Source organism: Rhizobium sp. BE258, assembly GCF_031457345.1.
Taxonomy (GTDB): Bacteria; Pseudomonadota; Alphaproteobacteria; order Rhizobiales; family Rhizobiaceae; genus Rhizobium.
Map to the genome: position 1 here is coordinate 891,932 of NZ_JAVDWL010000002.1, position 22,426 is coordinate 914,357.

At 59.8% G+C, this 22,426-nt stretch carries 26 protein-coding genes; 8 read left to right on the plus strand and 18 right to left on the minus strand.

Features of this window, described 5'->3' with window-relative positions; genetic code table 11:
* Positions 1-2: 2 nt before the first annotated feature.
* Both J2X43_RS09705 and J2X43_RS09710 read right to left on the minus strand, forming a co-directional pair.
* Entirely contained in the window at positions 3-353 is a 351-nt protein-coding gene (locus tag J2X43_RS09705; RefSeq protein WP_112385105.1) for a MarR family transcriptional regulator, read from the minus strand.
* A 113-nt stretch (positions 354-466) separates the two neighbouring features.
* On the minus strand, positions 467-1,855 hold the full coding sequence (locus tag J2X43_RS09710) for a M17 family metallopeptidase (RefSeq protein WP_112514224.1): 1,389 nt from the start codon (positions 1,853-1,855) through the stop codon (positions 467-469).
* A 141-nt stretch (positions 1,856-1,996) separates the two neighbouring features.
* Between J2X43_RS09710 and J2X43_RS09715 the strand changes: the two genes are divergently transcribed.
* A complete protein-coding gene (locus tag J2X43_RS09715) occupies positions 1,997-2,821 on the plus strand; it encodes a tetratricopeptide repeat protein (protein WP_310293528.1) in 825 nt (274 codons plus the stop codon).
* A 12-nt stretch (positions 2,822-2,833) separates the two neighbouring features.
* Here the strand turns inward: J2X43_RS09715 and J2X43_RS09720 are convergent, their stop codons facing one another.
* The 11 genes from J2X43_RS09720 to J2X43_RS09770 all read right to left on the minus strand — a co-directional run bounded on the left by J2X43_RS09720 (position 2,834) and on the right by J2X43_RS09770 (position 12,779).
* Positions 2,834-3,466: a LysE family translocator gene (locus tag J2X43_RS09720; protein ID WP_310293530.1), complete on the minus strand. Its 633-nt coding sequence runs from the start codon at positions 3,464-3,466 to the stop codon at positions 2,834-2,836.
* A 92-nt stretch (positions 3,467-3,558) separates the two neighbouring features.
* On the minus strand, positions 3,559-4,545 hold the full coding sequence (locus J2X43_RS09725; protein WP_112514227.1) for a type II secretion system F family protein: 987 nt from the start codon (positions 4,543-4,545) through the stop codon (positions 3,559-3,561).
* An 18-nt stretch (positions 4,546-4,563) separates the two neighbouring features.
* Positions 4,564-5,571: a type II secretion system F family protein gene (locus J2X43_RS09730; protein ID WP_310293534.1), complete on the minus strand. Its 1,008-nt coding sequence runs from the start codon at positions 5,569-5,571 to the stop codon at positions 4,564-4,566.
* Positions 5,571-7,049: a CpaF family protein gene (locus tag J2X43_RS09735; RefSeq protein WP_112540008.1), complete on the minus strand. Its 1,479-nt coding sequence runs from the start codon at positions 7,047-7,049 to the stop codon at positions 5,571-5,573. The genes J2X43_RS09730 and J2X43_RS09735 overlap by 1 nt, the downstream gene beginning before the upstream one ends.
* Positions 7,050-7,079: 30 nt before the next feature.
* Complete coding sequence (locus J2X43_RS09740; RefSeq protein WP_112514230.1) at positions 7,080-8,360, minus strand: CpaE family protein; 1,281 nt, start codon at positions 8,358-8,360, stop codon at positions 7,080-7,082.
* 15 nt (positions 8,361-8,375) lie between these two features.
* On the minus strand, positions 8,376-9,095 hold the full coding sequence (locus J2X43_RS09745) for a CpaD family pilus assembly protein (protein WP_405049574.1): 720 nt from the start codon (positions 9,093-9,095) through the stop codon (positions 8,376-8,378).
* Between the two features lie 23 nt (positions 9,096-9,118).
* On the minus strand, positions 9,119-10,624 hold the full coding sequence (locus J2X43_RS09750; protein ID WP_112514231.1) for a type II and III secretion system protein family protein: 1,506 nt from the start codon (positions 10,622-10,624) through the stop codon (positions 9,119-9,121).
* A 10-nt stretch (positions 10,625-10,634) separates the two neighbouring features.
* On the minus strand, positions 10,635-11,447 hold the full coding sequence (gene cpaB, locus J2X43_RS09755) for a Flp pilus assembly protein CpaB (protein WP_310293539.1): 813 nt from the start codon (positions 11,445-11,447) through the stop codon (positions 10,635-10,637).
* 110 nt (positions 11,448-11,557) lie between these two features.
* Positions 11,558-12,070 carry a prepilin peptidase gene (locus tag J2X43_RS09760; RefSeq protein WP_310293542.1) on the minus strand — a complete coding sequence of 171 codons (513 nt, stop codon included), beginning with the start codon at positions 12,068-12,070 and terminating at the stop codon, positions 11,558-11,560.
* Between the two features lie 83 nt (positions 12,071-12,153).
* Complete coding sequence (locus J2X43_RS09765; RefSeq protein WP_112514234.1) at positions 12,154-12,342, minus strand: Flp family type IVb pilin; 189 nt, start codon at positions 12,340-12,342, stop codon at positions 12,154-12,156.
* A 227-nt stretch (positions 12,343-12,569) separates the two neighbouring features.
* Positions 12,570-12,779, minus strand: a complete 210-nt coding sequence (locus J2X43_RS09770) for a hypothetical protein (RefSeq protein ID WP_310293789.1) — start codon at positions 12,777-12,779, stop codon at positions 12,570-12,572.
* On the opposite strand from J2X43_RS09770, the gene J2X43_RS09775 reads away from it, so the two are divergent.
* The 7 genes from J2X43_RS09775 (at position 12,742) to J2X43_RS09805 (ending at position 18,173) form a co-directional block, all read left to right on the plus strand.
* On the plus strand, positions 12,742-13,155 hold the full coding sequence (locus tag J2X43_RS09775) for a pilus assembly protein N-terminal domain-containing protein (protein ID WP_310293545.1): 414 nt from the start codon (positions 12,742-12,744) through the stop codon (positions 13,153-13,155). The genes J2X43_RS09770 and J2X43_RS09775 overlap by 38 nt on opposite strands.
* Positions 13,156-13,288: 133 nt before the next feature.
* Positions 13,289-13,879, plus strand: coding sequence for a TadE/TadG family type IV pilus assembly protein (locus J2X43_RS09780; protein WP_112514236.1), 591 nt, complete (start codon positions 13,289-13,291; stop codon positions 13,877-13,879).
* Complete coding sequence (locus tag J2X43_RS09785) at positions 13,879-14,460, plus strand: TadE/TadG family type IV pilus assembly protein (protein ID WP_112514237.1); 582 nt, start codon at positions 13,879-13,881, stop codon at positions 14,458-14,460. The genes J2X43_RS09780 and J2X43_RS09785 overlap by 1 nt, the downstream gene beginning before the upstream one ends.
* A gap of 91 nt (positions 14,461-14,551) precedes the next feature.
* The gene (locus J2X43_RS09790; RefSeq protein ID WP_310293547.1) at positions 14,552-15,772 is read left to right on the plus strand and encodes a phosphopentomutase; all 1,221 of its coding nucleotides are present in this window, start codon (positions 14,552-14,554) and stop codon (positions 15,770-15,772) included.
* Positions 15,769-16,737: an adenosine deaminase gene (locus J2X43_RS09795; RefSeq protein WP_310293550.1), complete on the plus strand. Its 969-nt coding sequence runs from the start codon at positions 15,769-15,771 to the stop codon at positions 16,735-16,737. Before J2X43_RS09790 ends, J2X43_RS09795 begins: the two co-directional genes overlap by 4 nt.
* A gap of 106 nt (positions 16,738-16,843) precedes the next feature.
* Positions 16,844-17,473, plus strand: coding sequence for a uracil phosphoribosyltransferase (upp, locus tag J2X43_RS09800; RefSeq protein WP_112385089.1), 630 nt, complete (start codon positions 16,844-16,846; stop codon positions 17,471-17,473).
* A 127-nt stretch (positions 17,474-17,600) separates the two neighbouring features.
* The gene (locus J2X43_RS09805) at positions 17,601-18,173 is read left to right on the plus strand and encodes a TIGR02281 family clan AA aspartic protease (protein WP_112540000.1); all 573 of its coding nucleotides are present in this window, start codon (positions 17,601-17,603) and stop codon (positions 18,171-18,173) included.
* Here the strand turns inward: J2X43_RS09805 and deoA are convergent, their stop codons facing one another.
* The 5 genes from deoA to J2X43_RS09830 are packed head-to-tail and all read right to left on the minus strand — an operon-like array spanning position 18,174 to position 22,420.
* Entirely contained in the window at positions 18,174-19,481 is a 1,308-nt protein-coding gene (gene deoA / locus J2X43_RS09810; protein ID WP_310293555.1) for a thymidine phosphorylase, read from the minus strand.
* 2 nt (positions 19,482-19,483) lie between these two features.
* Positions 19,484-20,257: a deoxyribose-phosphate aldolase gene (deoC, locus tag J2X43_RS09815; RefSeq protein WP_310293558.1), complete on the minus strand. Its 774-nt coding sequence runs from the start codon at positions 20,255-20,257 to the stop codon at positions 19,484-19,486.
* Entirely contained in the window at positions 20,250-21,059 is an 810-nt protein-coding gene (locus tag J2X43_RS09820; protein WP_310293561.1) for a purine-nucleoside phosphorylase, read from the minus strand. The genes deoC and J2X43_RS09820 overlap by 8 nt, the downstream gene beginning before the upstream one ends.
* Complete coding sequence (locus tag J2X43_RS09825; protein WP_112385084.1) at positions 21,056-21,445, minus strand: cytidine deaminase; 390 nt, start codon at positions 21,443-21,445, stop codon at positions 21,056-21,058. The genes J2X43_RS09820 and J2X43_RS09825 overlap by 4 nt, the downstream gene beginning before the upstream one ends.
* 3 nt (positions 21,446-21,448) lie before the next feature.
* Positions 21,449-22,420 (minus strand): ABC transporter permease, encoded by a 972-nt coding sequence (locus J2X43_RS09830; protein WP_112385083.1) that lies wholly within the window; start codon positions 22,418-22,420, stop codon positions 21,449-21,451.
* Positions 22,421-22,426: the final 6 nt, after the last annotated feature.

A 22,426-nucleotide genomic window follows, 5' to 3' on the forward strand; every position in this document is an offset into this window, starting at 1 on the left:
CTTCAAGGCGAAAGCTTGCGGCCCTGCTCGCGCACGAGATCGCCCAGCTTTTCAAGATAGAGCGCACCGCCGACGGTGCGCTTGATGATGACATTACGCCGATCCGCGTCGTCGCGCACCCTGTCGACCAGCCCCATTTCACCCATCGTATCCAGGGCGCGGGTGATGACCGGCTTGGTCACCTCAAGCGTGGCAGCAAGACCGCGAACGGTGTGTGGCGGCGGCACGAGGTAGATGTGCAGAAGGATTGCCATCTGCCGAAGTGTCAGGTCGCGATTATCATGGCGCACCTGATCGAGGGCAACGCCATGCCAGAGCCCCAATGCCTGCGAGGCAGTCAGTTCGATCGGCACAGGCCCTCCGGAGATCGTTACGCTAACGTTCCTATTGTCCGCAGCGCGGGCGCATACGCAAGAGGCGGCAGAATCTGCCGCCTCTCAAGGTGAATAAAATTTTAACGATCGCCTCAGAGGCTCTGGCGGATATGGTGATAGAGCGCGCGGATCGCCTGCGCCTCGCCGCCGCCCGGGGAATGCGCCCGTTCCGATGGCGCCCAGCCGTAGATGTCGAAATGGGCCCAGCTCTTCGTCTTGCTGACGAAACGTTTCAGGAAGAGTGCCGCGGTGATGGCACCTGCCATCCCGCCTGCCGGCGCGTTGGTGATATCGGCAAGCTTCGAACGGATATCCTTGTCGTAGCCCATATAGAGCGGCAGACGCCAAAGTGGGTCGTCCGTCTCCAGGCTCGCTTCGGTCAGGTCATGTGCCAGGCTCGCATCATCCGTGAAGAAAGGCGGCAGATCGGGACCGAGGGCGACACGAGCGGCACCCGTCAGCGTTGCCATGTCGATCAGCAGATCAGGGGACTCTTCGTCGGCATAGGTCAACGCATCGGCGAGGATCAGTCGGCCTTCGGCATCGGTATTGTCGATCTGGACGGTCAGGCCCTTGCGGCTCTTGTAGATATCGCCGGGGCGGAAGGCGTTGGCTGAGATCGAGTTTTCGACAACGGGAATGATGACGCGCAGATCGACCTTCAGCTTGGCGTCCATAATCATCAGCGCCAGGCCCATGACATTGGCAGCGCCGCCCATGTCCTTCTTCATCAGCAGCATGGAGGAGGATGGCTTGATGTCGAGGCCGCCGGTATCGAAGCAGACGCCCTTGCCGACCAGCGTGACCTTGCGATGGCCCTTCTTGCCCCAGCGCAGCTCCAGCAGGCGCGGCGCATCGGCGCTGGCGCGGCCGACGGTGTGAACCAGCGGAAAGTTCTCCTTCAGCAAATCATCGCCGATGATGACGGACATTTCCGCCTTGTAGTGCTCCGCAAGGCCGCGGAAAGCCGCTTCCAGCTGCTCCGGCCCCATGTCGTTGGTCGGTGTGTTGATCAGGTCGCGGGCGAGGAACACGCCGGCAAGCTGACGCTTGATATCGGCGGCATCGGCATCGCGCGGGATCATCAGTGTCGCGGCGGCCGGCTTTTCGGAGCGGTAGCGATCGAAGCGGTAACTGCCGAGGCCAAAACCCAGCGCCAGACGGTTGGCCGTCAGCGGCGCGGTTTCGATATGCCAGTCGCCAGCCGGCAGCGAGCGTGCCAGCTTTCCGGTGATGTATGGCTGTTCTGAAGGATTCGTGCCGAGACCGAAGAGCGCGCCGCCGAGATGGCCTTCGGCCGTCGGGATCAACAGCAGAGAGCCGCTTTCGGCACGATAGCCGGCCTTCTTTGCCCAATCGAGAGCGATCGGATCGATGGTGCCGGTTTCGATATGGGCAGGCGTCACTGCGAAAATCGGGAGTGTCGAGCCGCCCTTGTTGTTGAAAGGCGTCGGTCTCTCGATAAATTGATAGGGGGCCATTGGAGTCCTTCGGCGGTATCCGGAATCGTTTCTTAACGGTCTATTAGGGTTAACAGACTATTGCTGGAGCGAAGATTGCGTCACACCTTTCCCTGTTCCGATTAGAGGTCAGGCGCCTGTTTCTGAATTCAGGAAAGCGCGATGCCTCGTTTGGCCACCACTTCGCTCAAGACCCGTCTCCTGCAGGGTGCCGTTGTGGCGCTGGTCGGCCTGACGCTCGCCGGCTGCACAACAACCAAAGACAAGATGACCACCGGATCGATCCCCGCTTCTGCGAAGCCGGTCGAGACGATGGACGTCAACGAAATGCGGTCTGCCACCGAGCGTGCCGGACAGATATACGAGAAAAACCCGCGCGATCCAACCAATGGCGTCTATTATGCGAGCTTGCTGCGCTCGGCCGGACGTGACGCTCAGGCGCTGGCCGTCATGCAGCAGGTGGCGATTTCCAATCCGAGCGACCGCAACGTTCTGGCCGCCTATGGCAAGGCGCAGGCAGCGGCGGGGCAGCTCCAGCAGGCGCTTGACACCATCAGCCGCGCGCAGACACCCGACCGGCCCGACTGGAAGCTGGTTTCTGCCCAAGGCGCAATCCTCGACCAGATGGGCAAGGCCAGCGAAGCACGGGCGCGCTATCGCGACGCGCTGGATATCATGCCGAACGAACCTTCGGTTCTTTCCAATCTCGGCATGTCCTACGTACTGACGGGCGATCTTCGCACGGCGGAGACCTACATGCGGCAGGCGGCAGGCCAGCCTAGCGCCGACAGCCGCGTCCGCCAGAACCTGGCGCTCGTCGTCGGCCTGCAGGGACGCTTTCCGGAAGCCGAGCAGATTGCCCGGCGCGAACTCTCTCCGCAGCAGGCCGACGCCAATGTCGCCTATCTGCGCTCGATGCTCTCGCAGCAGAATTCCTGGCAAAAGCTGGCTTCCAAGGATAGCCAAACGGCGAACAACACGAACTGATGCGGCGACTCTCTATCGCAACGTCACGCCCGCATAGATCAGGCGCAGACCAAGTCCGCCCATGACGACGCCGGCGGCGCGATCGATCCATGCCTTCGCCGCCAGATAAGCCTGACGCGGTCTGCGCGCCGAAAAAGCCAGCGCGACCACTGTGTACCAGCCCGTCTCGATAGCGAAAATTCCGATCGGCAAGCCGACGGCGACGGCGAGCGGAACGGATTTTGGCAGAAAAGCTGCGAAAATGCTGGCGTAGACGACAATGGTCTTCGGATTGCTGAGCTGCGTCAGAAGTGCCGTCGAGAAGCTGCGCCGGAGTGACGAGTGGCCCTCGGTAACGCCTGTCATCTCAAGCGGTTCAGCGGCACCCTGCCAGATGCGATAGGCGATGTAGACGAGATAGGCGCCGCCGGCGATCTTCAGTACGAGATAAAGCCACGAGAATTGCGTCAGCAGCGCGGTCAATCCGGCGAGCGCGAGCGCGCTGAAGATGACGCCGCCGATGCCCATGCCCAGGGCGGCGCAAAGGCCGTCGAGGCGCGATCGGGAAATGGCGATCCGGGAAACGACGACAAAACTCGGACCGGGGCTCATTGCTCCGATAAGCATGGCCGCGAAAATACTGGCAAGAATGGCAGCAGGTGACATGAGAGCTCCTTGGTCACCGAAGAGCGCGACAGCTGCTCTTCCGGTCGATCAGGCTCCATGGCTAGACGGGTTGGCCGCGCTCTTCAAGCACCTCAGAAGCGATCGGCGACCTGGATACCCGCTGGGCCAAGGATGACGGCGACCAGAACCGGCAGAAAGAACAGGATCATCGGCACCGTCAGCTTCGGCGGCAGAGCGGCTGCCTTCTTTTCGGCCTCGTTCATACGCTCGTCGCGGCCTTCTTGGGCAAGAACACGAAGCGCCTGCGAGATCGGCGTGCCGTAACGGTCGGCCTGGATTAGGGCCGCGGTGACCGAACGGACGATGTCGATCTGCGTTCGGGTGCCGAGGTTTTCGAGCGCCTGACGGCGATCGGGCAGGAAGGACAGCTCTGCGGTCGTCAAGACCATTTCTTCGGCAAGCGCTGGTGATTGTTCTCCCAATTCTTCCGAGACGCGGCGCATCGCGGCTTCGATCGAGATCCCCGATTCAACGCAGATCAGCATCAGATCGAGTGCATCCGGCCAGGCGCGCTTGATTGAGTGCTGACGCTTGCCCATACGGTTGGAGATGAAAATATTTGGAGCGTAGAAGCCCAGATAGGCGGTTCCGATGACCACGAGAAGCCTGATCGGGAAAGGCTTTTCGATCATGTGGCCAAGGCCGAAGATGTAGAATGCGGCGCCCGCAAGAAACACAAACGGCAAAAGGAAACGCGCCACGAGAAAGGTATTCAGTGCATTTTCAGACCGGAAGCCTGCGGCCTTCAGTTTGTTCATGGTATTTTCGTCGACCAGCGCTTCGCGCAGATTGAAACGCTCGACGATCTGGCGAACGGAACGATTGTTCTGCGTTCTCAGCGAGGCCTTGCTCGACGTGGTATCGGAGTTCATTCGCGCGCGTTCACGTGCCCGGATCTGATCGCGCTCGGTCGAAACAGCGCGCATGCGCTTATTGAGATCGCCGCGCTCGAAGAAAGGGACCGCAATCGTATAAAACGTTGCGAAGACGGCGATCGCGACGAACAGCGCGACCAGCATGGACGGATCTGTCAAACGTGATGCAAGATCTGAAGACATGGCTTGCTTCCCTCTCCGTCAGATATCAAAACTGACCATTTTCTTCATCACGAAGATGCCGATAGACATCCAGAAGGCCGACAGGCCCATGATCAGATGGCCGCGCGGATCGGTAAAAAGGATCATCATATATTGCGGCGAGCTCAGATAGACGAGCGTCGCGACGATGAACGGCAGAGCGCCAATGATGCAGGCTGAGGCCTTCGCTTCCATTGACAGAGCCGAGACCTTTGCCTTCATCTTCTTGCGATCCCGAAGGACCTTGGAAAGATTGCCGATCGCCTCCGAAAGGTTACCACCGGCCTGAGACTGAATGGCGATGACAATGGCAAAGAAACTGACTTCCTGCAGCGGCATATAATTTGTCATACGGGCGCAGGCATCGGGCACACTGAGACCGAGCTGCTGCGATTCCACGACGCGGCGGAACTCCGTCTTGACCGGATCACGGCCTTCATTGGCGATCAGTCTGATGGCGTCGTTGAGCGGCAGGCCGGACTTGATCGAGCGGACGATGACATCGAGCGCATTCGGAAACTCGGTCAGAAAGTTGTTCTGACGGCGCTTGATCAAGAAGCTCAGTATCCAGCGCGGCAGACCGAGGCCCGCAATGACGGGCACAGCCAGGACCATCAGTGTGGGAGCGCCCGCCAGGAAGGCAATCAGCATCAGGAAAAAGCCGAAGCTTGCGCTGAACATGTAGAATTTCGCCGGGGTGATGGAAAATCCAGCCTGCGTCAGACGCGATTTCAGAGAGAGCTTGCGCTTGTGGTTCTCCTGCTGCCGCTTCTCGAGATCCTTCAGGTTGTCCTGCACCGACTTGCGGCGTTTGGACATTTCCTGAACGCGATCGCGCGCCGCCTTGACGTTCGACCGGTCTGCTTCGGCCGAACCGACGCGGCTGACGCGGCTCGCGGCCTTTTTCTCGGTCTCCATGCGGGTGAAGAGAAAGCTGTAGCAAACGGCCCCCGCGGCGATGGCCACGAGGAGAATGATGCCAAGGACGATGGGATCAAAACCAAACATCACGCCCCCTTCGACTTCGTTTCCATTTCATCAAGGGCTGCGGCAAGCCGCTTCTCTTCGTTGTAGTAGCGGGCGCGATCCCAGAAGTTCGGCTTGCCGATGCCCGTGGACATGTGACGGCCAATCAACCGGCCTGCAGCATCTTCGCCATCGATCTCGTAGCGCATCAGGTCCTGGGTGATGATCACATCGCCTTCCATGCCGATCACCTCGGTTATCGCCGTGATGCGGCGCGAACCATCGCGAAGGCGGGCCGCCTGAACGATGACATCGATCGATCCGGCGATGATTTCGCGGACGGTCTTTGCCGGCAGGCTGAAGCCGCCCATCGCGATCATCGATTCGATACGGCTCAGGCATTCACGCGGCGAGTTTGAGTGGATCGTTCCCATCGAGCCGTCGTGGCCAGTGTTCATCGCCTGCAGAAGGTCGAACACTTCAGGTCCACGCACTTCGCCGACGATGATGCGTTCAGGGCGCATACGCAGGCAGTTCTTGACCAGGTCACGCATGGTAATCTCGCCTTCGCCTTCGATATTAGGCGGGCGGGTTTCGAGACGCACGACATGCGGCTGCTGAAGCTGCAATTCGGCCGTATCTTCGCAGGTGATGACACGCTCATCGCGGTCGATATAGTTCGTCAAACAATTGAGAAGTGTCGTCTTGCCGGAGCCGGTACCGCCCGAAATGACAACATTGCACCGGACGCGGCCGATGATCTGCAGCAGAGTTGCGCCCTCGGGCGTGATTGCGCCGAAGCGGACCAGCTGATCGAGCGTCAGCTTGTCTTTCTTGAACTTACGAATCGTCAGTGCCGGGCCATCGATTGCCAACGGCGGCGCGATGACGTTCACACGCGAACCATCAGGAAGGCGCGCATCGCAGATCGGGCTCGATTCATCGACGCGGCGGCCGACCTGGCTGACGATGCGCTGGCAGATCGACAGCAATTGGCCATTATCGCGGAATCGGATTTCCGATTCGATAGTCTTGCCGCCGACTTCGATGAAGGTCTTCCCGGCGCCATTGACCATGATGTCGGCAATATCGTCGCGTGCCAGCAACGGCTCCAGCGGGCCGTAACCCAGGACGTCGTTGCAGATGTCTTCGAGCAGCTCTTCCTGCTCCGAGATCGACATCGCGAAATTCTTGATCGTGATGATGTCGTTGACGATATCGCGAATTTCTTCGCGGGCACTTTCCGCATCGAGTTTGGCAAGCTGAGACAGGTCGATCGTATCGATCAGCGCGGAGAAGACCTGCGCTTTGGTGTCGTAATATTCGTCCGTGCGCGCCGGGCGGCGACGCTGCGGTGTCTGCATCGGCGGCGGCGTTACCTGAGAGCGTGCGGGTTCGCGGTTCGGTTCGACGATGACGCTCGGAGAGGCCGACGGCGAAACAGCAGCGGCAGCCGGCGGCGGCGGGGCTGCAACGCCGCCGGCCTTTCCGAAACCTTCATTTCCGCGTTTTCCGAACATGCCAGATTCCAATCTACACTTTTACGTCTGTCACTTGCCGCGCTTCAAAAGCCCGAGAAGGCTGCCGCGTTTGGCCTTCTTGAGGGCAACCCGGCCGGTGACGATGTGGGCAACCTGCGAGAAGGTTTCCGCCGTGGGTGATTTCGCATCCATTTCGGAGATCATCCGGCCGCTGTTTGCAGCGTTTCCAAACAGATTGATGTCGAATGGAATGATCGCGATCGGGTCGATCTCCAAAGGCTCGCAGAAGTCGCCCGGGGTAATTTCCGGACGTTTGGGCATGCCGACCTGATTGAGAATGAGATGCGGTGCCTTGTCGTTTGGCCGCACCTTGCGCAGGGCGTCGAGCATATTCTTGGTGTTGCGCAGGTTAGCCAGGTCTGGTGCGGCGCAAATCACCACCTCGTCGACCGAGCCAAGGACAGAGCGCGTCCACTCGGACCACGTATGCGGAACATCGAGCACGGTTATAGGTGCATTGCGCTGCAGCACATCGAGGACAGGCTGGAAGGCCTGACCGTCGAAATCATAAACCCTGTCGAGGAGAGATGGAGCCGCAAGCATCGACAGGTGCTCGGAGCACTTCGTCAACAACCGGTCCAGGAAAACTTCGTCGAGCCTTTCAGGCGCGAAGACCGCTTCGGCAATGCCCACGGTTGGATCCTGGTCGAAGTTGATATTGGCGGTTCCGTAAGGAAGATCGAGATCGGCGAGGATCGTTTCCGTCGAGAACAGGTTGGAGATACCGAAGGCGCAGTTATGGGCGATCGTCGAGGCGCCGACACCACCCTTGGCGCCAATGAAAGCAATGCTCTTGCCGAGCGGCTCGGCGTCCGGATCGACAAAGATTGCCGCCATAGCCGTCATCAGATCCGGCATGGCGACCGGCTGGACGATATATTCGGAAATCCCGTTGCGGATCAGATCGCGATAGAGGGAGATGTCGTTGTAGTAGCCGACAACGACGACCTTGGTCGAGGGATCGCAGACACTTGCCAGCGGCGCGAGCTCAGCCATGAGGCTCGCAGCATTCGCCTTGGTTTCCAGAATGATCAGATTCGGTGTCGGAGTGGTCTGAAACATATTCGCAGCGGCCGCAATGCCGCCGCTCGTTATGCGCAGGCTGACCTTCGACATGCGGCGATCGTTGCCGCAGCGTTCCATCGTTTCCTGAAGACCTTCGCTCTCGCAAAAGGCGTGAACCGAGATACGCGGAAGTGGCCGCATATTCTCGAGCTCGGCCATGCGAACCGCTTCTTCGGCATTGCGAAGTTCGGTCGTGTTCTTGATCTCGTAATCGACTGCGCTCATTCGTTCAATTCCGCATTAGAAGTCGGAGCTACCGTTCGTCTCGATTGTCGTGCGATAGGTGCGATATTCGGTGATGGCGTCGTTGCGCCGTGCCGCGTCGATCGGCGTCATGCCGCGGGGCGCGATGAAATCTTCCGGATTGGCGACCTGGGCAGCCAGATTGTTCTGATAGGCGCAACCGAAATTGTAATAATTCTGGTTGTCGAAGCCGCCTCCGATATCCTTTGGCCACTGGCCGCATTGGGTCGTTACGGCCGTGGTCCCGGTGAAGGTCAGACGGATCGGGGCTGCATCGCCGCCGCCTGCGGCCGCATAGGACGCATAAACGATCTTTGATGTGGGGATACCGCGCGAGGCGAGTTCGGCGCGCACCTGCCCGCGAACCTGGCTGACGGCAAACGCATTTGCCGAGCCCTGCGGTGACATCAGATAGACAGGACCGGATGCGCGCGAAGTATAGGTTGTCGCAAAGCCCCGGATCAGATCTCGCTGAGCAATCGTCAGACGGCGGTCCGTGCTTGCGACAGGAATATCGACCGCCTGTTCGGCTTCGGTAACGACGATGGGATGACGCTGACGATAGTCATCCGGGATGCCGCCGGTGGTGAGATTGTCACGCGGAGCAGCGCAGCTTGTCAGCGCGGCCGCAGCGAGCAGACCGGCCGCCGTCAGCAAGTTCGATGCGCTTCTTTTGATCTTCGTCATATCGGCCACCGCCTGATTGGGCTTCGTCATGATTGTGTCCCACCGCATCGTTTTCATTTGTAGATAAACCCGATGGAGCCGTGGAACTGAGCGTCGGCAACCGGCGCCTCTCGGCCGCCGTAGACCTTGTTCACCCGGTTCATGAAGAACGCCTGGCCATCATTTTCTGGACTGAAATTGTCGTCGGGACGGTTGAGCAGATTGCGAGCGACCGGACGCACGAGATACGGCGTCGCGATAATGACAAGCTCTGTTTCCTCACGCTGGACGCTGCGCTGGCGGAATAACGTGCCGAGCAGCGGGATCTTGTTAACCCCTGGCGTACCATTCGACGTCTGCGCAACATTGTCGCGTATCAGGCCGGCAAGAGCGATCGATCCGCCCGAAGGCAATTCGACTGAGGTTTCAGCAGAGCGGCGCTGATAGGTCGGAGCAGATCCGGTGGCAGACGGTGCTGGTTCGGAAACGTTCGTCTTGATTTCCAGGCTGATACGGCCAGAGGAAAGCACGACCGGCTTGAACGCCAGACTGATGCCGTAGTTATACGGAACGACAGTGGTATTTCCGTCATTGTCTGTCGTCGAGTACAGAACCTGGCCGCCGGAGTTGAAGGTTGCCGCCTGACCCGAGATCGCGGTCAATGTCGGCTCCGCCAGCGTGCGAACCACCTTGGCCTGCTCTAGCGCGCTCAGATAGGTCGAAATATCATAGCGGCCGATCGACGACTTGAAGAGAGCCGCGAGGCCGCCGCCAAGCGTAGCTGCGGACGAATTGGCAGTCGGCGAACCCAATTGTGCGACGTTGAGCCCCGAAGAGTTCGAGATGAGATTGTCAAAGCCGATCTGCTTTAGGATCTCACGGCGCACTTCGGCAATCGTCACCTTCAGCGTGACTTGATCCTCACCCTGGATCTGCAGCAGGTTGACCACTTGCGACTGCTGCCGGGCTTCAGCGAACAATGCGACGTCGCCCTGCTGTGCGGTACTGGAGGCGGTTTCCGTGCGCGTGGTCGCTTCACCGCCCTTCAGGAAGGCCTGCGCCAGATCGGCAGCCTGGGTCGCGTCCTGCGGCGTACGGACCGTTCCCGTCAGGACGATGTTGTCCGAGACGATCTCGACATTGATATTCGAGTCCTGAATGAAGCGCTTGAGATTGGCTTCAAGACCGGAGACATCGCGCTCGATCTCGATGTCGAGGCTGACGACTTCCTGACCGTCGCCGCCGAAAATGAAGATGTTGGTCTGGCCAACCTTCTTGCCGAACAGATAGATACGGCGCGACGTCCGCGTCACGGCATCGGCCATCGAGGGATCGGAGACGAGGATATCGTGCGCATCCTCCGGCAGGTCGATGACGACCGCCTTGTTGAGCCCGATCTTGAGACGGCGATGTGCGCCGGGCCCTGTTTGCGAGATACGGACAATACCATCGGAATCAGCAAATGCGCTTGAAGCGCCAAGAATTGGTGCCATGAAACCTGGCGTCAGGCCCGTGACGGCTGTGGTCAGCGACAGGAAGCCGGTGAGCAGAAGTCTGGTGCGCCGCATTGTCTTGGTCATCTCAACGTCCTCATTCTGCCTTGGGCGCACTGCTGTCGGTAACGATCGATCCAGACTTGATGACCTGAACCAAGGCGTTTCCGTTGTCGCCGCTCAGGAGATAGTCAGCGGCGCTCGTATCCTGATCCTGCGCGTCGGCAATCGAGCGCAACGCCAGCGACAGCCGGTCCGCCATCTGCTGCGCAACGACGAGGACCTTCGTCTGATCAGGGGTGAGCTCAAGTGTGGCAGTCGTACCAACGACGGCCTTTGAGCCATCGTCCTTCTCCTGAATCTGCTGGTCGATCGCGAGAACCCGAACATTGCTCAGAACCGTCTCAGTGATGAACTTCTCGGTACCTGTGCCCTTGCGGACCATGATCACGTCGACGCGGTCATTGGGGAGGATGAAGCCGCCCGCTCCTGTTGCAACCGAGATTTCAGTTGCAACGGCGCGCTTGCCGGCAGGCAGAAGAGCCGAGAGAATGCGGCTGTTGGAATCGGCGACCTTTTCAGGCCGGATCGGTTCGCCTTCGAATATCGGCAGGCGGACGACGGCGCCCTGCAGCTCCTTCAGAGCATCGGGCTTGTCCGTTTCTGTGATGAAGCCCTGCACGACGCCGCCCTGTGGCCAAGGCATCCAGTGCACGGCCTTGTCATCGATGCGGGCGCCAACGGGAAGATTTGAGCTGGAGACGAGAACATTGACCGTCGGCTCTTTCTCGACGACCGACTGAACCTGGGTGACGACACCACCGCGTCCAGCGAGCTTCATCGCCAAAAGGCCGGCCAGGCCGGCGGCGACAACGGCCACTGAAAGTATGAGAAGACGCGCGGGCTTCATCGATCATTCCTCGAAACGATGCATATTCGTCCCGCAGAATGGTCAGGAATTGGTATAATTATAGTTAACGGAAGCCTTACATTTTAAGTTAACGGGCGATTAAAACGCCGCTATTTCAGGGCTTCCAGCGTTGCCACGAAGATCGGCGAAGACGGGAATGCAATAAAACCTCCCGCTGCGATCGCAATACCATATGGAATCTTCTTGGCGAGAATCAGCGAATTCGGAACCGGCACACCGATCGCCAGGATCGTATTAGACTGCGTTCTCAGCAAGAGGATGGCGAAGGTTAGCAGTCCGCCGAACAGGCCAACAGCGGCGATGAACATGACAAGCGAGGGCGTGAAGCCGAACCACAATGCGGCGGCAGAAAGAAGCTTCGCATCGCCTCCACCCATGACGTTCATGGCGAACATCGCAAAACAGGCGAGAAACACAGCGACACCGGCAAGCAGTGAAAGCCCGATTGCATCAAAGGGCGTACCGGTCAGCGGTGCGGCGATCAGGAAACTGCCAACGAGAACGAGCGACACCCGGTTCGGGATCGTCATCGTAAAAAGATCGGAGAGTGCCGCGACGGCCAGGCAGAACGGAAAAATCACGAACACGGCTGCAGCAATCATGTTTCACCCCCGAAAAGGAAAAGGCTCACGTCTCAGGTGAGCCTTCGCACGGCATATCTTTTGAAGATCGCCTATCAAGCAGCTTACTTGGAAGCGGCCGTAGCGGCGTTGCTCATCTTCGTGCTCAGGTTCTGGAACACGTTGTTGATGTTGGTACCGAGGCTGGTTGCACCGGCGATGAGCGCTACAGAGATGAGCGCTGCGATCAGGCCGTATTCGATTGCGGTCGCACCAGATTCGTCCTTCAGGAAACGGCTTACAAGCTTGGTCATGTCTAACTCCTACTCCAGTTGATGTTCAGCACGTCCGCCAACTGTTTGCCGTTGATCGGATTGGCTCAACCTAGCGAGGCGCTGTTTCAATCGGCTTAAAGAAGAGGGTTACCAGACTGTTAATGCTAAAGTAGAGCCGCTCATGGTAATCAGTTTCTTAGCGGATATATTATCATTTTATCTATGCATGAAAGACGTTCACCGCCAAGCATTCACGGCGTTACATTTCAATACAACAGCCAGTCCCGGAATGGCACGCTCCCCGCTGATGCCGGCGGGAACGTCCTATTTCGGGATGCTGCGAGCCGCGATTTGGCGAAATCAGAGACTTTTAAGTCTTCATTCACCAATTTTTTCCATGCTGTTGAGAAATTCTGCAGAAATTCAAGAGAGAGTTCCATGTCATCACGCGGCAAGAGTGTATTGGTCGCCTGCATCGCTGCTTTCCCGTGGTTCGCTCTTTTGCAACCCGCGTCGGCGGAAGAAGACATGCTGCGGGTTTACATGGATCACGCGCGCGTGCTGAAGCTCGACCGGGCGGTCAGCAAGGTCATCGTCGGCAATGCCAAGGTTGCCGATGCGACGGTAGCCGATTCCAAGACGATCGTGCTGACGGGACGTAGCTTCGGAACGACCAACATCGTTCTGCTGGACATCGATGGAAACGCTATCCTCGACCAGACGATTCTGGTGTCGATCGACGAAGGCAACACCGTCCGGGTTTATCGCCAGACCGATCGCTCGGTTCTGTCCTGCTCACCGGCCTGCGAACAGCACACGCAACAGGCCGCGACCGAAGCAACAGGCGGCTAGCATATCGGCCTCGGTCGCCATCCGTTAAATTGTTGCGTCGCTCTGAAACGGAAAATCAACGATCGCTCCCTAGGATCGGTGCATGACAAACTCGCCCCAAAGCGCAATTCCCTGCCCGCAGGACCAGCCTGCCATGCCCGGCACGAAGAAGCGCGGGCGGTTTAGAGCGTTCGCGCGTTCCAAGGACGGCTCTGCAGCGATCGAATTTGCACTGCTCGCCATTCCCTATTTCATGGTGATCTTCGCGATCATCGAAACCTTCGTCGCCTTCGCGGCCGAAGAGTTGGTATCCAACGGCGTTGATACGATGGCCCGCCGCATGCGCACCGGCCAGATCACATTCAGCTTGGGCCGGGCCACGGACGTGGCGGACGTGAAGGACTTCAGGCAGCGGTTCTGCAATGAGGTTTCCATCCTCATCAATTGCTCCGCTGCCGAGGTGGCAACGCCGAACAAGCTCTGGCTCGACGTCCGGACATTCACGAATTTTTCGGACATGCCGGTAACCATTCCGATGAACGCAACGGGCCTCGATACAACCGGGATCCAGTATAGCCCTGGCGGCTCAGGTACGAAGAATATGATACGTGCCTATTACAAATGGCAGGTCATTACCGATCTGGTCCGCCCCTATATTACGCCCTATCGCAGTTCGACCGGCGCCCACCTCAATGAATTCCTGATCGTTGCCACCGCAGCTTTCCAAAACGAGCAATACCCGTGATGGCCAGCGCGCTCCAATTCAGAATCAAGTCCAAGTTGGCCGGACTTTTCGGCGATCGCAGCGGTGTTGGTGCTATTGAATTCGCGATCCTCTTTCCAATTCTCGTGATGCTCTATATCGGTGCCTTCGAGATCACGGTCGGGCTGAGCGTGAGCAAACGGGCAGCGCGTGCCGCGGGTTCGGTCGCCGACATCGTTACTCAGCAGCAGGGTGTCACGAAGACCTCGCTTCAGCAGATCACTACTGTCGCCAACGCGATCTTCGCGCCGTACAATACGTCTCAGATGCAGGTCAAGCTGACCGGCATCACGATGGACGCCAGCGCCAACGCGAAAGTGCTCTGGTCATGGGGAAATTCGACAACATCGGCACCTTATGCAACGAACTCGGCTGTTACAGGCGTTCCCGCCGATATGCAAAAGGCCAGCAGTTTTCTTGTTCGCGCCGAGTTGAGCATACCATACCAGCTCTTTGCCTTTAGCCCCGCTTTCCTGCCCGGCAATCTGCAGACGCTGACAATCCAGCGAACCTATTATTATCGCCAGCGTCAGAACGACAGCATCGCCTGCAGCGACTGCTGAGCCCGTTGCTTCGCAATTTGCCAAGCCCGCCACACCGTTATATGCCTGAGCGCCATCACGGCCTGCGGGCCGCACAGCGATTGGTTTGATGATGGCACGTGCATTTCTTTTCGTACTCGATTCCTTCGGCGTCGGCGGCAGCCCCGATGCTGCCAGCTATGGTGACGAGGGTGCCGATACGCTCGGCCATATTGCGGAATTCTGCGCGGCAGGTGCTGCAGATCGCGCCGGTTTGCGGTCAGGGCCGCTGCTTCTGCCGAACATGTCGGCGCTCGGTCTGCTCGACATCGCCAAGACCGCCACGGGACGCCTGCCGGCGGGTATGCCGATACCGGAAAAGGTTTATGGTATTCACGGCTGCGCCAACGAAGTTTCCCGCGGCAAGGATACGCCGTCAGGTCATTGGGAAATCGCCGGAACGCCCGTCACTTTCGACTGGGGTTACTTTCCAACAGAGGGCGATGCCTTTCCGCCGCATCTCGTCGAGGCTCTTTGCGCCGCCGCTGATGTGCCCGGTATTCTCGGAAATTGCCATGCGTCCGGCACAGACATCATCGCGCGGTATGGCGAAGAGCATATCCGTAGCGGCAAACCGATCTGCTACACGTCGGCAGATTCCGTGTTTCAGGTTGCCGCGCACGAGAAGCATTTCGGGCTCGAGCGCCTGCTTGGTTTCTGCCGAATCGCCCGGGCTCTGCTCGACAGCTACAATATCGGCCGGGTCATCGCCCGCCCCTTCATCGGTGAAACCGTCTCGACATTCGAGCGCACCGGCAATCGCCGCGATTTTTCGGTGCCGCCGCCGGAGCCGACGCTGCTCGACCGGCTGGTGAAGGCCGAACGTAAGGTGCACGCCGTCGGCAAGATCGGCGACATCTTCGCCCACCAAGGCGTTTCCCGCGTCATCAAGGCAAACGGCAACGAAGCGCTGATGGACGCGTCGCTGGCAGCGATGGACGAGGCCAAGGACGGCGATCTGGTGTTCACCAATTTCGTCGATTTCGACATGGTCTATGGTCACCGCCGCGACGTGCCGGGTTATGCCGCAGCGCTCGAGGCCTTCGACGCCCGCCTTCCCGATGTACATCGCAAGCTGGCGCCCGGCGATCTCGTGCTCCTGACGGCCGATCACGGCTGCGATCCGACCTGGCGGGGAACCGACCATACCCGCGAGCGCGTGCCGATCCTTGCCTACGGCCCCGGTCTGCGCTCGCGCGATATCGGGATCCGCAGAACATATGCCGATATCGGCGAGACGGTTGCCCGGCATCTCGGTATTGCCGCCGGGCCGCATGGGAGAAGTTTTCTATGACATCGCATTTGAAAAAGGTCGAACTGCACTGCCACCTGGAAGGGGCGGCGCCACCGGCGCTGACGCTGGCACAGGCGCGCAAGTACAATATCGATCTCTCGGCCTATCTTCGCGACGGCGCCTATGTCTGGCACGATTTCGCCAGCTTTCTGGAGTGCTACGACAAGGTCTCGGAGGTCTACAAGACCGAGGAAGACTACGCGCTTCTGACCGAAACCTATCTCGAAGAACTTGCCGGTATCGGCACGATCTATAGCGAGCTGATCGTGTCACCCGATCATGGCAAGCGCATTGGCCTCGGGGCCGACGCCTATATTGCCGGTGTTTGCGAAGGTATCCGGCGGGCGAAAACTGCTCACGGCATCGAGGCACGGCTGATCGTCACCGGCGAGCGCCATTTCGGTCCGGAGAGCGTGATCGGAGCAGCGGAGTATGCCGCCAAGGCCAGGAACCCGCTGATAACAGGCTTCAATCTCGCCGGCGAAGAGCGGATGGGCCGCGTTGCGGATTATGCCCGCGCCTTCGATATTGCGCGCGATGCCGGTCTTGGCCTGACGATCCATGCCGGTGAAGTCTGCGGCGCCTTCAGCGTCGAGGATGCACTCAATGATGTGCGCCCCTCACGGATCGGCCATGGCGTTCGCGCAATCGAGAACCCCGACCTCGTCAAGCGGCTTGCCGATCAAGGCACTGTTCTGGAAGTCTGCCCCGGATCGAACATCGCGCTCAAGGTTTTCCCCGATTTCGCCTCGCATCCTCTGCGAAAGCTGAAGGAAGCGGGCGTACGCGTGACCATCAGCTCCGACGATCCGCCGTTCTTCCACACGTCGCTGAAGCGGGAATACGAGCTGGCCTCTGAGGCCTTCGGCTTTAGCGACAGTGAAATCAATGATCTGACCCGGACGGGTATCGAGGCGGCCTTTGTCGATGAAGAGACTCGGCGGGCACTGCTTGCCAGGCTCTGAGGCCGCCGGCTGGGGATCATCCCCTGAAAATCGCCTGCACTCTTGCAGTCCGGGCGATTTCCATGGAAGAAACGTCCGATAACGATAATCAGAGGAAGGCTTGGCCATGGAAGGCGTCACCGTCATCGATCACCCGCTTGTTCAGCACAAACTGACCATCATGCGGCGCAAGGAGACATCGACGGGCAGCTTCCGCCGGTTACTGCGCGAAATTTCCACCCTGCTCTGCTACGAGGTCACGCGCGATCTCGAGCTGACGATGGAAACCATCGAGACACCGCTGCAGACGATCGAGTCCCCGGTGCTCGAAGGCAAGAAGCTGGTTTTCGCCTCGATCCTGCGCGCCGGCAATGGACTGCTCGAAGGCATGCTCGACCTGGTGCCCTCGGCCCGCGTCTCGCATATCGGCGTTTATCGCGATCACGAAACGCTGCAGCCGGTCGAGTATTTCTTCAAGGCACCCGAAGACATTTCCGAGCGCCTGATCATCGTCGTCGATCCGATGCTGGCCACCGGCAATTCGGCAATCGCGGCGATCGACAAGCTGAAGGAACGCGGCGCGCGCAACATCCGCTTCCTCTGCCTGCTGGCTGCCCCCGAGGGCCTGAAGAATTTCCGCGATGAGCATCCCGATGTGCCGGTCTTCACCGCTTCGATCGACAGCCATCTCAATGAGCAGGGCTACATCATGCCTGGCCTCGGCGATGCCGGCGACCGCATGTACGGAACGAAGTGATTTCAACGCCGAATTTACCAAATCAGTGCAGAAACAAGGCCCGGACAGTCTATCCGGGCCTTTTGATATCAGGCGTTAGCAACTTGTCAGCAATTATGGCGTAGCTGCTTGAAGCATGAGGCCTCGCATGATGCGCGGTTTATACAGGAAGGATTTCTGTTTCATGCTCATGCGTACGGTCATTTTCGCGAGCATTGCTGCGGCGCTGGCGACCCAGGTGCCATCGTTGTTTACGGCGACGAGCCCGGAACCCGCGAACCAGCCCATTTCAGCCAATTACGTTTCAGCCGCGCCTGATGCCGCGTCCCCTGCTGCGCCCGCTTACGGCAGCGGCACCATGCGCCTTCCGGCTGACGCGCAGGGCCATTTCAATGGCGACTTCAAGATCAACGGCAAGCCGGTGCAGGGTATGATCGATACAGGCGCCACCTATGTGGCGCTGAATGAAAGCCTGGCGCGCCGCCTCGGCTACGGCGGCAACCAGCTCGATTTCCGCTATGCGGTCAATACTGCCAACGGCCAGACAAAGGCAGCGCATGTGACGCTCGACCGCGTCGAAATCGGCGGCATTCGCGTTCAGGGCGTCGAAGCTTTCGTGCTGAAGGACGATGCGCTGTCCCAGACGCTTGTCGGCATGAGCTTCCTGAAGAAGCTGCAGTCCTACTCGGTCGCCGATGGCTCGCTAAGCCTCAAGCAGTAATCAGACGCGGCCGGAGATGACGGCGGGCAGGCCGGGTTTGCCGCTGGCTATGCGATAGGTGGCGAGAATACCGGCTGCAGCCTTTGCGGCAGAAGTTTCATCTGCTGCGTGGACCGTGGCGATCGGTTGGCCCTTCTCGACCTGCGTTCCGAGCGGCAGGAGATCGGAGAAGCCGACGCTATGGTCGATCTTGTCCGAAGGGTGTCTGCGCCCGCCGCCGAGATCGATGACGGCCATTCCGACGTCTCTGGCGTTGCAACTGGAAAGCCAGCCGCTCTCGGGCGCCAGGACCGTTTTCTGGACAGCGGCGGCCTTCAGATATTTGGATGGCTTCTCGACGAAGTCGGCAGGCCCGCCAAGAACGCTCACCATACGCCCGAATGCTTCGGCGGCGCGTCCCAACGAGAGCGCGTTGCGCGCCATTGCCTCGCCTTCAGGCAATGAGCTGGAAACACCGCTGCTCACCAGCATCTCTGCGGCAAAGGCAAGCACGATCTCTTCCAATTGCGTGCCGGACTTCTTGCCGGCGAGAAAATCGAGGCAATTCCAGATTTCGACGGCATTACCGGCGGCATCGGCCAGAGGCTGGTTCATGTCGGTGATCAGTGCCGATGTCTTGACCCCGGCGCCGTTGGCAACTTCGACCAGCGCGGCGGCGAGGATCATCGCTTCCTCATGATCGGTCATGAAGGCGCCGTTTCCGGTCTTGACGTCGAGCACCAGGGTCTGCAGTCCAGCCGCCAGTTTCTTGGAGAGGATGGACGCGGTGATCAGGGGAACAGAATCGACGGTCGCGGTTACGTCGCGCACGGCATAAAGCCTGCCATCCGCAGGCGCCAAGGATCCGGTCTGGCCGATGATCGCGCAACCGACATCTTTGACGGCTTTTCGGAACAAGGCTGCGTCAGGCGTAATTCCATAGCCGGGAATGGATTCCAGCTTGTCGAGCGTTCCGCCGGTATGGCCAAGACCGCGGCCCGATATCATTGGAACGGCGAGACCGCAGGCGGCGGCGATCGGAGCCAGCATCAGCGAGACGTTGTCGCCGACACCGCCTGTGGAATGCTTGTCGGCGATCGGCCGGTCGATGTCTCTCCAGTCGAGCATATCGCCCGACCGCGCCATGGAGAGCGTCAGCGCCACCGTCTCGGCGCGGGTCATGCCCTTGAACCAGACGGCCATGGCAAAAGCGCCGATCTGGCCTTCCGATAGACGTCCGGCCGCGAGGGCTGCGATGAACGCCTCGATCTCTTCGGTGGAGAGCGTCTCACCGTTTCGCTTGCGCCGGATGATCTCCTGCGGAATCATGCTCAGTAGCTCGAGGCCTTGGCGGGCGCCGGCTGCGTACCACCAAGCACCGCCAGGATATCGTCGAGAACGCCAGAAGCGCCGAACCGGAAGGTCGACGGCATCGGCCAGTCCGGCGTCATGATTGTTTCAGCCAGGCTCAGATAGAGTGCTGCGTCTGCGACAGAGCCGATGCCCCCGGCAGGCTTGAAGCCGACCTTTCTGCCGCTCTGGCGAATGGCGCGAAGCATGATATCGGCAGCCTCCAGGGTAGCGTTGACGGCGACCTTACCGGTCGATGTCTTGATGAAATCCGCTCCGGCCTCGATCGCCAGTTCGGAGGCACGGCGGATCAGTGCGGGATCCTTGATCTCGCCCGTCTCGAGGATCACCTTCAGAAGCGCGCTGCCGCATTCGGCACGGATCGCCGCGACCATGTGGGTCACGGCTTGTTCGTTGCCCGCGAGGAACTTCTTATAAGGAATGACCAGATCGATCTCGTCGGCGCCATCGGCGATCGCTTCGCGCGTTTCGGCGGCGACATCGGCAATTTCCATGTCGCCCGAGGGGAAATTGACGACCGTTGCGATCCTGACCTTGTGACCCTTGCCGAGTACTGTGCGGGCACGCGCAACGAAACGCGGCCAGATGCAGATCGCAGCGCTATTGCCATAAGGCGTTTGCGCGCGCTCGCAAAGCGCATCGATCTGCGCTTCGGTGCAATCGTCCTTGAGGTTCGTCAGGTCGAGTAGGGAGAGCGCGACAGCCGCTGTCTCCTTGTGCGTATGATTAGTCATTGTTGCTTCCTCCACCCGCGACCATTTCCTTGAGGATGGCTGCGAGACGCGCGCCGCCAACGGGCGCCATGTCTTTCGTTTCGTCGTGGCTGAGTTCGGCACCAGTCATGCCGGCTCCATAATTGGTGATTACCGAAGCTGCCGCAACCCTGAGGCCCAACATTCGGGCGATGATCACTTCCGGCACGGTCGACATGCCGACGGCATCGGCGCCGAGAATGCGCGCCATGCGGATTTCCGCCGGCGTTTCGAAGCTCGGACCGGAGAACCACATATAGACGCCCTGCGACAGCGTGATGCCGAGCTTTTCGGCGGCCTTGCGCATCGAGATGGAGAGTTCCGCATCATAGGCATTGGTCATGCCGACGAAGCGGTGATCACTCTCCTCGCCGATCAGCGGGTTGACGCCGGAATAGTTGATGTGGTCGGTGATCTGCATCACTGATCCTGGCGGCATGTCCTCGCGCAGCGATCCCGCCGAGTTGGTCAGGAACAGCGACTGAACGCCGAGGTCTTTCAGCACCTCGATCGGTAGCCGCATGGCATTGGCATCGCCCTTCTCATAGAAGTGCACACGGCCGGACAGCATGATGACGGGGATGCCGCCGAGGCGGCCGGCAACAACCTCGCCTGCATGGCCGGATACGGCGCTGACCGGGAAACCGGGCAGATCCCTGTAGGCAATGCGAACCGGGTTCTCCAGCTCGCCGACGAGCGAACCGAGACCCGAACCGAGAATGATTCCGTGCCGCGGCAGGAGCCCGCCGAGCTTGCCGGCGAGCAGGTCCGTTGCCGCGTTCATCCGAGTTCGGTCTCGAAGCTGAAGGGCAGAAGCTCCTCCATGGTCATGGTCTTCTTCACGCCGACTTCGTCACAAAGATAGATCTTGGTGTCCTTGGAGGCAAATTCCGAGATCTTCTGTCGGCAGCCGCCGCAGGGCGGGCAGAGCGGCAGCTTCTCGGCGATGACGGCCATTTCGACGATCTTCTTGGCGCCGCCCATGATCATGGCACTGATTGCCGTCGGTTCGGCACACCAGCCCTGCGGGAAGGACAGGTTCTCGATGTTGGCGCCGGTATAGATCTTGCCGTCCTCGGCGCGGATTGCCGCGCCGACGGGGAATTTCGAATAGGGGGCGTGGGCGAAGGCCATGGCGCCGCGTGCGGCTTCGAACAGATCGTGGGACATGGTTTAACGTTCCTTCGTATAGGGCACGCCGCCGGCCTTCGGCGGGGTTGCGACGCCGATGAAACCGGCGAGCAGCACGCAGGTGAGGATATAGGGCAGTGCCTGGAAAATCTGCACCGGCACTTCGCCGATCAGCGGCACTTCCTTGCCCTGCATGAAGTTTGCCAGCGCATCGAGGAAGCCGAAGAGCAAGCAGGCGAACATGACCGGGACCGGCTTCCACTTGGCGAAGACGAGTGCTGCCAGCGCGATATAGCCCTTGCCGGCCGACATGTCCTTGATGAAGGCCGCCGACTGGGCGATGGCCAGATAGGTGCCGGAGAAGCCGCAGAGAATACCGGCGCACATCACGGCGCGGTAGCGCAGCCATGTGACCGAAATGCCGGCGGTATCGACCGCGCCCGGGTTTTCACCGACAGCACGCAGGCGAAGGCCGAAACGCGTGCGGTAGAGGATCCACCAGGACAGCGGCACAGCGACGAAAGCCAGGTAGGTCAGGACGTTGTTGCCGGAGATGACATTGGCATAGAGCGGGCCGATGACCGGTACTTCGCGCATCGCATCGGCGCCGGGCAGCGTGATCGGCGTGAAACGTGCGTCGCCCGCCAGCTGCGGCGTACGTCCGCCCTGCCCGAACCAGGCCTGACCCAGCACGATGGTGATACCGGCGACGAAGAAGTTGATGGCGACGCCCGAGATGATCTGGTTGCCGCGATTGGTGATCGAGGCAAAGCCGTGGACGAGGCTGAGCGCCACGGAGCAGAGCACGCCCGCCACGAGGCCGAGCCACGCCGAGTCCGTGATATAGGCGACGCAGGCAGCGGCAAAGGCCGAGCCCAGCATCTTGCCTTCGAGGCCGATGTCGAAGACGCCTGCGCGTTCCGAGAAGAGACCGGCGAGTGCGGTAAAGATCAGAGGGATCGACAGGCGGATTGTCGAGCTGAGAACGCTGATGAAGATGTCATAATAGTCCATCGTGCG